The organism is Pseudoalteromonas shioyasakiensis, assembly GCF_022398475.1.
Taxonomy (GTDB): Bacteria; Pseudomonadota; Gammaproteobacteria; order Enterobacterales; family Alteromonadaceae; genus Pseudoalteromonas.
The window spans coordinates 1-12,856 of record NZ_JAKEVM010000123.1; the positions used below are offsets into that span (position 1 = coordinate 1).

11 protein-coding genes are annotated in these 12,856 nt (G+C 41.9%); 2 read left to right on the top strand and 9 right to left on the bottom strand.

Annotated elements, in window-relative coordinates:
- The coding region (locus L1D51_RS16960; protein ID WP_239964281.1) for a hypothetical protein at positions 1 to 184 on the bottom strand (184 nt) is incomplete at its 3' end.
- Positions 185 to 288: 104 nt separating this feature from the next.
- Here L1D51_RS16960 and suhB point away from each other — a divergent pair.
- A complete protein-coding gene (gene suhB, locus L1D51_RS16965) occupies positions 289 to 1,092 on the top strand; it encodes an inositol-1-monophosphatase (protein ID WP_054552496.1) in 804 nt (267 codons plus the stop codon).
- A gap of 33 nt (positions 1,093 to 1,125) precedes the next feature.
- Here the strand turns inward: suhB and L1D51_RS16970 are convergent, their stop codons facing one another.
- The 8 genes from L1D51_RS16970 to queA all read right to left on the bottom strand — a co-directional run bounded on the left by L1D51_RS16970 (position 1,126) and on the right by queA (position 10,043).
- The gene (locus L1D51_RS16970) at positions 1,126 to 1,956 is read right to left on the bottom strand and encodes a substrate-binding periplasmic protein (protein ID WP_054563544.1); all 831 of its coding nucleotides are present in this window, start codon (positions 1,954 to 1,956) and stop codon (positions 1,126 to 1,128) included.
- 84 nt (positions 1,957 to 2,040) lie between these two features.
- A complete protein-coding gene (locus L1D51_RS16975) occupies positions 2,041 to 3,831 on the bottom strand; it encodes an EAL domain-containing protein (protein ID WP_239964283.1) in 1,791 nt (596 codons plus the stop codon).
- Between the two features lie 87 nt (positions 3,832 to 3,918).
- Complete coding sequence (locus tag L1D51_RS16980) at positions 3,919 to 4,470, bottom strand: hypothetical protein (protein WP_239964285.1); 552 nt, start codon at positions 4,468 to 4,470, stop codon at positions 3,919 to 3,921.
- Positions 4,471 to 4,526: 56 nt separating this feature from the next.
- Positions 4,527 to 5,474: a protein translocase subunit SecF gene (gene secF / locus L1D51_RS16985; protein WP_054563541.1), complete on the bottom strand. Its 948-nt coding sequence runs from the start codon at positions 5,472 to 5,474 to the stop codon at positions 4,527 to 4,529.
- Positions 5,475 to 5,482: 8 nt separating this feature from the next.
- A complete protein-coding gene (gene secD / locus L1D51_RS16990) occupies positions 5,483 to 7,342 on the bottom strand; it encodes a protein translocase subunit SecD (protein WP_054563540.1) in 1,860 nt (619 codons plus the stop codon).
- Positions 7,343 to 7,364: 22 nt separating this feature from the next.
- Complete coding sequence (gene yajC, locus L1D51_RS16995) at positions 7,365 to 7,703, bottom strand: preprotein translocase subunit YajC (RefSeq protein ID WP_054563539.1); 339 nt, start codon at positions 7,701 to 7,703, stop codon at positions 7,365 to 7,367.
- A gap of 29 nt (positions 7,704 to 7,732) precedes the next feature.
- Positions 7,733 to 8,860 carry a tRNA guanosine(34) transglycosylase Tgt gene (tgt, locus tag L1D51_RS17000; protein WP_054563538.1) on the bottom strand — a complete coding sequence of 376 codons (1,128 nt, stop codon included), beginning with the start codon at positions 8,858 to 8,860 and terminating at the stop codon, positions 7,733 to 7,735.
- Between the two features lie 151 nt (positions 8,861 to 9,011).
- Positions 9,012 to 10,043: a tRNA preQ1(34) S-adenosylmethionine ribosyltransferase-isomerase QueA gene (gene queA, locus L1D51_RS17005; protein ID WP_054563537.1), complete on the bottom strand. Its 1,032-nt coding sequence runs from the start codon at positions 10,041 to 10,043 to the stop codon at positions 9,012 to 9,014.
- A 214-nt stretch (positions 10,044 to 10,257) separates the two neighbouring features.
- On the opposite strand from queA, the gene L1D51_RS17010 reads away from it, so the two are divergent.
- Positions 10,258 to 12,768, top strand: coding sequence for a two-component system response regulator (locus L1D51_RS17010; RefSeq protein ID WP_054563536.1), 2,511 nt, complete (start codon positions 10,258 to 10,260; stop codon positions 12,766 to 12,768).
- Positions 12,769 to 12,856 lie beyond the last annotated feature (88 nt).

Sequence of the window (12,856 nt, forward strand, 5' to 3'; positions counted from 1 at the left end):
CCTTATAAACAATAATCATTATATATTTGATGGAGCCATCAAGATACCAAACCCACTCGGGCCACTGATATCTAACTTCTGACGGCTGACGGCTGACGGCTGACGGCTGACGGCTGACGGCTGACGGCTGACCACTAACCCCTTCTTCTGAAATTAAATCAACAACAAAATCAGAACTGTACAAAAAACAAACTAATTTATTCGAGTTTATTGTTTACTTTACGCTAGAAATCGCTAGAATACGCCGGCTTAAATATATTCGTTCTTTTACAACCCAAAGGTAATGCTATGCATCCAATGTTAAACATTGCGGTTCGCGCTGCGCGTAACGCAGGCAAAATTTTACTTCGCGCAAGTGAAGATTTATCAAAAGTTGATGTACAACAAAAAGGCACAAACGACTTAGTTACTAACATCGACAAAGAAGCTGAAGCCGCAATTCGTGATACCATTTTAAAATCTTACCCAGATCACACTATCGTAGGTGAAGAGCTTGGTGAGCATAAAGGTAAAGATGCAGATTACCAATGGATTGTAGACCCTCTTGATGGCACAACTAACTTCATCAAGGGTATCCCTCATTTCGCAGTATCTATTGCACTTAAAGTTAAAGGTCGTTTAGACCAAGCTGTTATCTATGACCCAATCCGTGGTGAATTATTCACTGCTTCTCGTGGTCAAGGCGCACAGCTTAACAGCAAGCGTTTACGCGTAACTAAAACTAACGAGTTAGCAGGTTCTGTACTTGCAACTGGTTTCCCATTCAAACAAAAGCACCACTTAGACGCATACTCTGAAGCGTTTAAAGCACTTTTCGTGCACACTGCTGATATCCGCCGTGCAGGTTCTGCTGCATTAGATATGGCTTATGTTGCAGCCGGTCGTGTTGATGGTTTCTTTGAAATTGGCCTTAAGCCATGGGACACAGCCGCAGGCGAGCTTTTAGTTAAAGAAGCAGGCGGTATGGTTGTTGATTTCGCAGGTGGTATTAACTACAACCAAAGCGGCAACATCATTTGCGGTGCACCTAAGTTAACTCAAGCAATCATTCGTGAAATTCGCCCAGTGTTAACTGAGTCACTACTTCGCTAATAGCGGGTTGTAATGTAAAAATACAAAAAGGAGCTAAGGCTCCTTTTTTTGTGGCTGAAAATAATCGTTGTCGAGTTTTACCTCTATGACTTCACCTTCTTTAAATGGCAACTTAGCCAAGTCTTCAGCAAAGTAACTGGCAAATAGCTGTTCAAACTCGCCAGTGCTTTTCATCACCTTGAGTCCTTTTAACAGGGCTTCTGCCAATTCAGGCTTGTGGTTACTGACAAAAAAGTAAAATGCCGTTGGATAGCTAATATAAAGGTCAGGCACTATAGCCAGATCGTCACTTTTGATTTGTTCCATTTCAGAAATAACCTCAATGAACGAACGCGGAAAATAATCAACTCGCCCTCTGATCACTAAGCTAAACATTGCCTGGTAATTTGCCAGCGGTCTGACTGTTAAGCCGTTTTGAGCAAGGATTTTAGTATCGGGCCAATCATGGCCTTGAATGGCACTAAACTGCGCTAAATCTTGTTTCGTTTTTAAATCTTTAAAACGCGGTAAAAACGCTCGCTTAGTTAGTAATGCGCGTTTACCAATGTAGCCTTTAAACAAAGGTACTTTAACTGCTATTGCAAGGTGTTCTCGCTCGGGGCTTGTCATACTCCAAAACACATCGGCTTGCTTTTCATCGAGCATCAGCAATGTGCGCTGTTGATGGGGGTGAACCAGAACCTCGTTGATTTCTGCTTGATAATTACTGGCACGCAAAGCTGCTGCCAGCAATTCATGAAGATAATAATCGCGTTTATACAGTGGGCGTTGTTCAATCGCTAAATTGACCACATTGTTAGCTTCTGTGGTAAGGCTGTATCCTAGGCTTAGCAATACTAGGATTGCACTACATAGTCGCTTCATTGTTATTTTTATTCATTGTGTTTTTTTTAAGCTACACCCAGTTAAACAGGGACACAAGTAAAATTAAGCGAACTTAAAATTTCTTCATGAACTGATAGATATCACTTCATCTTTTTGGCTGCTTAAACGCACCACTGCAGGGGCTGGTCGACTACGTTTACATACAAACAAGTGGCTACTCTGATAACGCTTGGCCTCTTTTTTTGCATCTGTTGCCAGCGCTGCGACTTGGTGGCTGTTAATACATAACTCTAAATCAGGCTTAACTAAACCGATTGATAATGTAAGTAGTGGCACAAACTGCTTTTTACCTTCTCGATTGCTTGCCCAATAACCCCCTTGCTCAATATGTTCTGGGGTGAAAAAGGTGCGAGACTGCAGCTCAAACTTACTAATGATGTCATGACAAACTTGCTCTGCATCATTTTTATCAAACACCACCATAAAGTCATCACCGCCAATGTGCCCGATAAACCCTTTGCTAGTACTACAGGCCTCTACGATGACTTCAGCAAGTAATTTTATAACGCTGTCACCACTGGCATAACCGTACAGGTCATTGAATTGTTTAAAGTGGTTTAAATCAACGTATGCGAGTGAGAACGGATAATTATTACGAAGCCTCAGCTCAATTGCTTCGTTAATTGCGACATTACCCGGCAGCATAGTAAGCGGGTTGGCATGTTGTGCATGGCGGATTTTTTCTTCGGTAATGTGTTTTAAGATATTACGCAATGGCGCCAAGCCTAAGTATTCACCACTTCGGGTGATAACAATGTGGCGTCGAATATCAAACTCAAACTCAGTAATTTGCTGACTCACCGTATCGAGTAACTCGTTTTCGTCAACGATTAACGGCTGTTTATCCATTAAAGAAGTAACTGGCTGCTTATCATAAAGCGCATGGCCATAGGGAGCGGCAAACACTTCAGTGAGTTGATCTCGGTGTAATAAACCAACAGGAGTATTGTGTTCAAGTACTGCCAAGCTCGTTAAGCTTTTATCTTGCTCAAAGATACTGTGGGCATCTTTACAGCGGGTTGTTGCTTCTATGCTGGCGTGCTCGACTGCCAACCAGCCAATTGCCATAGACTGCTCAAATGCATTGCTATTATCTGATGACTCTAAGTGCTTTAAGCAGTGGATATTAATTTCGTAACTTGGCTGTAAGCTCGGCCTTTCTAGTAAAAAGCCTTGTGCATGTTGTACGCCTAAACTCTCGAGTAAACGAAGCTCCTCTGCCCGCTCTATGCCCTCTGCGATAACTTGCGTATTGGTGGCTTTTGCAAGCTCTATAATTGACTTTAAAAACTCTTTTTTAACCACACTCTGATCGCAGTGATCAATAAAGTAGCGGTCTATTTTTACAAACTCAGGACATAACTCAGACCACTGCTTTAAACCCGAATAGCCAGCCCCTAAGTCATCAATGGCAATCGAAAAGCCTAACTCACGATAATGAGCAATGGTCTTTAACAATAAAAAGCCATCATCGACTTTTTCTTGTTCTGTAACTTCAATTACTACCCGGTTAGTTGCTAGGCCAAAGTGTTCAACTAGGTGTAATGTTTCACCTTTAGGATGGCAAGGATCAAGTAAGGTTTTAGGGCTTACATTTAAAAATAGCTTGCCTTCTAGATTGAGCTTAACAAAGTTCTCAATTGCTCTACTGCGGCAAAGTAGCTCTAATTCAGAGATCTTATGGCAAGCAATAGCTGCACTGAATAATGCACTCGGCATTTCTAACTCAGACCCTTTCGGGCCGCGGCTTAATGCCTCATAACCCAAAATATGTTGATTAGAAATATCAAAGATAGGTTGAAACAAGGTCTCAATTGCACTGTTATCTAAGATCTGCTGTAGTTGTGCGTTCACCTTACACCTAGCGTTAGTAATACAAATAGGTGGGTAAATTATCAACCTTGTATGACAATTTTATGGCAAGGCTATGACGAGTGCAGATTACTCAATAGCGGTGATCAGCTCAAGCTGCTTAATGCGGGCAAAACTATCTGTCATTTTTAATTTAGCTTTTTGGTAATCACTCTGTGCTAAATCAGCTTGTTGCGCAAATTTATAAACTGCGAGCGGAATAAGTAATAACTTTTGTGCGTGATAACAGCTTGGTGCAGCAAACTCAGGTAGTTCAGGCTCTACATTAATTGTTATTACATTCTTCAACGCCTCTGTATCATCACTTTGTTGTTGCTGAAACTCTGTAGCGTCTGCCATCGCTTGCAAGCTTGCCTCACACTCTGGCAACTGTGCTTTTAGATTCAAAAACAAGCCTGTTGATGAAGTAATTAGCTTAAGCGTCAAGTCTTGTAATTGCTGAGCAGTTGATTGGTTTTGTAGTGCTTCTACAACTTGCCAAGCCAACCCTTTATAGCTGTCGAACTGCTGCTGAAGTGTTACTTCAGGTGTTTGCTGCATTTCTGTCTGTTCTGGCTCAGGCTTATCGTCACAAGCACTAAGCATTAAAAGTACAAACACGCTAAACATCAGGTGTTTCATAATTTCTCCCATAAAAAAACCGCCCTAATTAGGGCGGTTTCTTTTTGTATCACTTATTAAGGCATTGGATCGAGATCCGCACCTTCTTTTTCAATTACTTCTGGAATTAAGTCTTCTTTACTTACACCCATTGCAATTGCTACAGCTGAAGCAACATAAACAGATGAATAAGTACCGATGAACACACCAAATAGTAATGCAGTTGCGAAACCGTGGATCGTTTGACCACCCCAACCAAATAACGCAATCAATACTAGGATAGTGGTGATTGATGTTACTAGGGTACGGTTTAACGTTTGCGTTAGTGAGATATCGATAATTTCAATCGTGTCATCAATACGCACTTTACGGAAGTTTTCACGGATACGGTCAGATACAACAATGGTATCGTTCAGTGAGTAACCTATTACCGCCAAAATCGCCGCAAGAATCGTTAAGTCAAACTCTAGGCCAAGTACTGAGAATAAGCCTAGTGTGATGATAACGTCGTGTAATAGTGCCGATACAGCACCGATCGCAAAACGCCATTCAAAACGAAACGCAACGTAAATTAAGATACAGATAAGCGCAGTTAACATGGCTAGGCCACCCTGCTCTTTTAGATCTTCACCAACACTTGGGCCAACAAATTCGATACGACGCATTTCTACTGTCGACTCTACTTTTTGTAATGCCGTAATGATTTGGTTACCAATTACTTCTGCTTTTACGCCAGGACCTTGCGGAGCAAGACGCACTAAAATTTCTTTACTTGAGCCAAACAGTTGCACCGAGAAATCTTCAAAGCCACTTTCAGTGATTGCATCACGAACGTCTTTAAGATCAGGTGCTTGTGTAAAGCCTACCTCAACAGCGGTACCGCCAGTGAAGTCGAGACCAAAATTCAAGCCTTTAGTAAAAAACGACACGAAAGAAGCCAATATCAACAAGGTTGATAGTGCCATGGCAAACTTTCTTAACTTCATAAACGGGAGTGTTTTACCACCGAGTTTTAAAATTTGCATGCTGACTCCTAAATCGACAACTTATCAATACGCTTACCGCCAATGAATAAGTTGATTACCGCACGGGTACCAACAATGGCTGTAAACATAGAGGTGATAATACCAATCGCTAGTGTTACTGCGAAACCAGCAATAGGACCAGTACCCACTGCAAATAGGATCACTGCTGCGATAAGTGTTGTGATATTAGCATCTAAAATTGTGCTAAACGCGCTGTCGTAACCAAAGTGAACGGCTTGTTGTGGACTACGGCCATCAGCAAGTTCTTCACGAATACGTTCGAAGATAAGTACGTTGGCATCAACGGCCATACCTACAGTTAATACGATACCAGCAATCCCCGGTAGCGTTAACGCAGCACCTGGAATAAGCGACATCACACCCACAATTAATACTAGGTTTGCGCCCAGTGCGATATTCGCCACCATGCCGAAACCTTTGTAGTAAACAAGCATAAATAAAAGTACAAACACAAAACCAAGCACAACCGCTGTCATACCTGCTTCAATGTTTTCTTGACCTAAGCTTGGACCTACCGTGCGCTCTTCAACGATTTGAATTGGCGCTACAAGTGCACCGGCACGAAGTAATAGGCTTAGGTTATGTGCTTCAGCTGGGTTATCGATACCAGTAATACGGAATGAACGGTCAAGACGCGCTTGAATCGTCGCTACGTTAATCACTTCTTCAACTTTAATTGGTGGAAGTGCTTTTCCGTTTTCATCTGTTTTACCTGATGGCTTGTATTCGATAAATACCGTTGCCATGCGTTTACCGATAGCACGCTTAGTGAACGCATTCATTTTTGCGCCACCTTTGCTGTCTAGTGTAATGCTAACTTGTGGACGTTGATACTCATCCATACCTGATTGCGCGCCAGTGATGTGGCTACCTTCAAGAATGATGCGCTGCTTAAGTACCACAGGGTAACCTTCACGCGCCATGATCATTTCTGTACCTGGCGGTAAACGGCCTTGCAGGGCTGCACTTGCATCTGCATTTTCATCAACTTCGCGGAATTCTAGTGTTGCTGTTGCACCCAGAATCTCTTTAGCACGCGCTGTATCTTGTACACCCGGAAGTTGCACAATGATACGCTCAGCACCTTGGCGCTGTACGTTAGGCTCTGCAACACCGATTTGGTTAATACGGTTACGGATAATTGTTTCATTTTGTTTGATAGCGTAGTCACGAATTTCTTTAAGCTTTTGCTCGCTCATGCTGGCATAAAAAGCATTGTCGCTGCTGCTATCATCAACGTAAACGTTTAATGGGTAACGTGTTGATAAGAAACGCTCTGCTGCGTCTTTATCTTCTTCGTTACGCATTTCAACACGTAATCGCTCGCTGTTCGCTACACGGCGAATGGTGCGATAACGCAATTTTTCTTCACGTAAGTCACTTTTGAAATCTTGTTCCATTTGCTCAAGCTGAGTATCAACCGCCGTCGCCATGTCGATTTCCATAGTAAAGTGAACACCACCGCTTAAATCTAGGCCTAGTTTCATTGGGTTACCACCCAGTGACTTTAACCACTCTGGTTGAGCAGGCGCCATATTGATTGCAGAGATATAATCTTCACTAAGGGAATCACGCAGTAGATCTTGCGCTTTTAGTTGGTCTTCAACATTCTTAAAACGAACGAGGATTTGTCCGTCTTCAAGTTTGCTTGATTTAACAGTAACGTTATGTTCTTTGAGAGTCGCATTTACTTTATCGAGTACGCTGAGGTCAGCATCAGTACCTTTAGTGCCCGAAACTTGTATGGCCGGATCTCGGCCATACAAATTAGGAGAGGCATATAAAATACCAACGACTAACACTACTAGAACAAGTAAATACTTCCATAATGGAAACTTGTTTAACACGTGTGAGTCCTTATTTTTATTGTTATAGCGACTTCATAGTGCCTTTTGGCAATACTGCAGAAACAGCTGATTTTTGTACTGTTACTTCTGCTTGGTCGTTTAATGAAATCACGATGAAGTCTTTGTCATCAGCGATTTTAGCAATCTTACCTACTAAACCACCTTGCGTTAGTACTTCGTCGCCTTTCGCCATTGCGCCCATTAGTGCTTTATGCTCTTTTACACGCTTAGCTTGTGGACGGTAGATTAAGAAATAAAATACCAGACCAAAAATACCCAACATGATTAGCATTTCCATGCCACCACCTGCTGGTGCTGCACCTGCCGCACTTGCGTGGGCGTTTGAGATGAATAAACTCATTTCACTTCCTCTTTAATTTTTCTAAAAATTTAATCTGATGTATCTGCAAGCTCTGGCACATCTTGGCCGCGGCGTGCATAAAAATCTGCAACAAATTCGTCTAGTTTGCCATTACTGATGGCATTACGTAAGCCTTCCATCACGCGTTGATAATAACGTAAGTTGTGAATCGTGTTTAGACGTGCGCCTAAGATTTCATTACATTTATCAAGATGATGCAAGTATGCACGTGAATAGTTTTTACACGTATGACAATCACACTCAGGATCCAGTGGACCGGTGTCTGTTTTATGTACTGCATTACGGATTTTAACAATGCCGCCAGTTACAAATAAATGACCGTTACGGGCATTACGCGTAGGCATTACACAGTCAAACATATCGATACCACGGCGAACCGCTTCTACTAAGTCTTCTGGTTTACCAACACCCATTAAGTAACGAGGCTTGTCTTCAGGCATTTTGTAAGCACAGTGGTCAAGAATATTGATCATCTCGTTTTTCGGTTCACCAACCGATAAACCACCTAATGCATAACCATCAAAGCCAATTTCTTCTAGGCCTTTTTGTGATTGTGCACGAAGCTCAGGGTACATACCACCTTGGATAATACCAAATAGCGCAGCTGGGTTATCGCCATGACCTTCTTTTGAGCGTTTAGCCCAACGAAGTGATAACTCCATAGAATCTTTAGCTTCTTTTTCGGTCGCAGGGTATGGCGTACATTCGTCAAAAATCATCACGATGTCAGAACCTAAATCACGCTGAACTTGCATCGCTTTTTCTGGCGAAAGCATGATTTTTTCACCGTTAACTGGTGAACTGAACATCACGCCTTCTTCAGTGATTTTACGCATTGCGCCTAAGCTGAATACTTGGAAACCGCCTGAATCAGTTAGAATTGGACGATCCCAATTCATAAAGTCGTGTAAGTCACCGTGCTGCTTAATGATTTCTGTGCCAGGACGCAGCATTAAGTGGAAAGTGTTACCTAGGCAAATTTGTGCACCAGTATCTTTCACTTCGTCAGGCGTCATACCTTTAACAGTACCGTAAGTACCTACAGGCATAAATGCTGGCGTTTCTACAACACCACGTTCAAAAATCAAGCGGCCGCGGCGCGCTTTACCGTCAGTGCGGTCTAATTCAAATTTCATATTATCCTCAGTGTCGGAAAAACAGTCCAACAAGCTATAATTTAACCGCTCGATTCTACCCTGTTTGCGGGTTTATTACTATAAATTGGGCTAAATTCGAAAATAAAAAGCCCAGTTAAAAAACTGGGCTTTTTCAAATTCTCATCAGCGCTTATTTGCGCGTTAAGAACATCGCATCACCATAACTAAAGAAGCGATACTGCTGCTCAATAGCCGTGTGGTAAGCACCCATTATGTTCTCTTGACCTGCAAAGGCACTGACTAACATGATTAACGTTGATTCAGGTAAGTGGAAATTTGTCACCATGGCATCAACCACATTGAACTGATAACCCGGGTAAATAAAGATATCGGTATCACCAAAGTAAGTATCTAGTTTGCCGCCGTGCACTTTAGCAGCTGACTCCAGTGAGCGAACTGAGGTAGTACCTACAGCAATTACACGCCCACCTTTTGCTTTAGTTTCGGCTACCGCTTTAACCACTTCATCTGGTACTTCGATGTACTCTGAGTGCATAACATGCTCATCAACTGAGTCAACGCGAACAGGCTGGAAGGTACCTGCACCTACGTGCAAAGTCACAAACGCCATGTTAATGCCCTTGTCTTTTAAGGCTGCCATTAATTTATCATCAAAATGCAGGCCAGCTGTTGGCGCGGCTACAGCACCAGGCTTTTCACCATAAACCGTTTGGTAGCGCTCACGATCTGACTCGTTATCAGGACGGTCAATATAAGGTGGTAATGGCATGTGACCTATGTCATTTAGGATATCGAGTACATTTTCGTCTTTGGCAAATTCAAGCTCGAAAAGTTCGCCATGACGCGCAACCATGATTGCTTCGGCTTTACCTTCTAGAATGATTTTTGAGCCTGGTTTTGGCGATTTACTAGCTCGCACATGCGCAAGCACACGATGCTCGTCGAGTACACGTTCTACTAAAACCTCAAGCTTACCGCCTGACTCTTTTTGCCCGAACATGCGAGCTGGGATCACTTTGGTGTTATTGAAAATTAATAGGTCATTTTCATTAACGAGCGATAAAATATCACTAAATACTTTATGCTCAACTTGGCCTGATGGGCCATCAAGCGTCAGTAAACGACTGCTAGTTCGATCTGCTTTAGGAAAACGAGCAATTAATTCATCAGGAAGGTCAAAGCTAAAATCAGCTACGCGCATAGAGCATATCTCTCATTAATAAAAACGCGCCAAGTTTACTCTGATACGCCCACCACCTCAAGCAAAGCCCTGCGTCAACTTGGTACTAGCTTAAAGGATTACAAACTTAAGTACTTATTAACCGCTTTTGGGTAAAGTTTGCTTGTAGATTAAGCAAAATGTCATTATTCTAGCTTATTCACTAAACATGGGTTAAGTAAGAGGTAGTAGCGCCATGGCAAAGCAGTTAAAGCTGCTAATTTTGAACGCGAGCGTTGCTGAGCGTGAAACAATTAAGACCACATTAAACAAGCTTAATGTCTTCACGTTTATCGAAGCCAGTGACTCTCAAGATGCGCTTAAAATTCTTAAAAGCCACCCGGTGGATATTATCATTACAGGCCTTGAGGTCGGTAAGATTGATGGTTGGCGCTTTTCGCGCATGATCCGTTCAGGGTTATTAAAAACACCAAAAAACACACCAATTTTACTTACTCCACCAATCTATTGTGAACGTATAGCCGAAACCACGGCTCGCAGCTATGGCATTGATGCTGTTCTTCCATTTGAACGCCAAGATATGCTGCCGCAAGTGCTAGCCAACGTGTTATCAACTCACCTTGAAAAAAGTAGTCGCCTTAATTTATTACTACTTGAAACAGACAACCGTAAAGCAGAAGATATCAGCGAACAGTTAAAACTTAGCTTCGCGATAACCCATACCACTTCAACAAAAGCGGCACTTGCGACCTATCTGCAGCAAAAATTTGCCATTGTATTGATTGACGCCACCGAATCTCATTCAGATACCGCAGCTGGGTTAATTAGCGAAATACTACAGCACAACCCAAAGCAAGCGATTGTAACCATCATTGATAACAATGATGCAGATTATGCTGAGCAGTTGTTGCTATCTGGCGTAACTGACTTTATTCGCGCCCCGTACGATCACTCGTTATTAAGTAAAGTGTGTGACCACGCTGCCCGTCGTGAAGATTTCATGGTGAGCTATGCAGAGTTTGCGCAAAAAGTAGAACAACTAAGCCAAAGTCAAAGCCGCTATAAAGAGCTGTTTTCTGCCCACCAACGTATTTTATTACACCTAAATACTGTGGTACTTGAGTTTAACCAAGAGGGTAATATTCGCTTTATTAACCCTGCTTGGGAGCATTTGACGGGCTATGGCATTAAGTCTAGTTTAGCAAAGTCATTAACTGACTTTTGTTTACCTGAGTGTAAAACAAAGCTACAAGATACTATTCAGCGTATTTTGCATGGTGGTGAGCAACAGCAACAGGTAGAGATCCAACTAAAACATAAAAATGGCAATGCCATTTGGGTTGAGTGTCGCTTACAGCTGATTAAAAACAGCCAAAACTCAGCAACTATTACCGCCACCATAGATAACATTCATGAGCGTAAGCAGGCAGAGCTACAACTTCGTCACTTAGCCTTGCACGATACGCTCACAGAGCTGCATAACCGTTATTACTTTGACCAACAATTACAACGTATTTGTAAAGCACAATACACTAGTAACGATACAGAGCACGCGCTGATTTATATCGATTTAGATCACTTTAAAATCATCAACGACAGTAAAGGTCACCAACAAGGTGACATCGTTTTAAAAGAAGTTGCCCAGTTATTCACAGCGAATATTAGTGATGAGCACTTAGTGTGCCGCATCGGTGGTGATGAATTTGCTGTGATCTTAAAAAATACTAACTTACTCGATGCACACTTGGTTGCAGAAAGTATTTGTATGGCGATTGAAAAGCACCGCTTTCATTCAGAAGGTCAAGAGTACTCAATTAGCTGTTCAATTGGTTTAACACAAATCACCGAGCAAAATAACGACCCAAGTGAGTGTTTAAAACAAGCTGATATCGCCCTTTATGTAGCAAAAAGCTTAGGCCGTAACTTAGTACACTGTTATTCAAAAGAAGATAGTCATCACAATAGTTTACAAGCCGGTCTTGAATGGGGCCATAGTATTCGCCAAGCATTACAACATGATGCTATCGAACTGCACTATCAACCGATTTGGGACTTTAAACGCGGCCACGTCGCCTACTTTGAAGCACTATTACGCTTAAAGCTTGATGATGAGCTTATCTACCCTAATCAGTTTATTCCTGCTTTAGAGCTTTTAAACGATACTTTCTTGATGGACCAATGTGTTATTCGTAATGCCATTAAGAGCGTTGCCGAGTACCCAGAGCTTAACCAAGTAGCAATTAACTTATCAGCACAGTCGTTTTTAGATGAACGCTTACTGCCGCATATTGAATCGAGCTTAAAAGAATACAATGTTGAACCAACACGCATTATTTTTGAGATCACCGAGTCTGCGAGTATTAATAACCTAGTTGCAACCCGTGCCATGATCGAGCGTTTGAATGGATTAGGCTGTCACTTCTCTATTGATGACTTTGGTACTGGCTTTAGTACCTTTAATTACCTTAAACAGTTACCGGCTCAACACGTAAAAATTGATGGTTCATTTGTTCGCGACATGTTGAACGACCCAATCGATTTAGCGCTTGTAAAAGCGATTAATGATATTAGCCGTTCGCTTGATAAGCGCTCTGTTGCTGAATATGTTGAAAACAAAGAAATATTCTTAGCGCTAAAAGAAATTGGTATCGACTATGGTCAAGGCTACTTTATTGCCCGCCCAGTACCGGTTGAAAAAATTAGCGACGAGCTGAAAAAAATATCTGAAAATAATCTTTTTAACTAACAAATATCTAGCCTTAAAAAGCCTAAATTTAATACATTTTTAAACATTTTTTCTTAGTTTTTAAACTTCCATACTGACAATACTCATC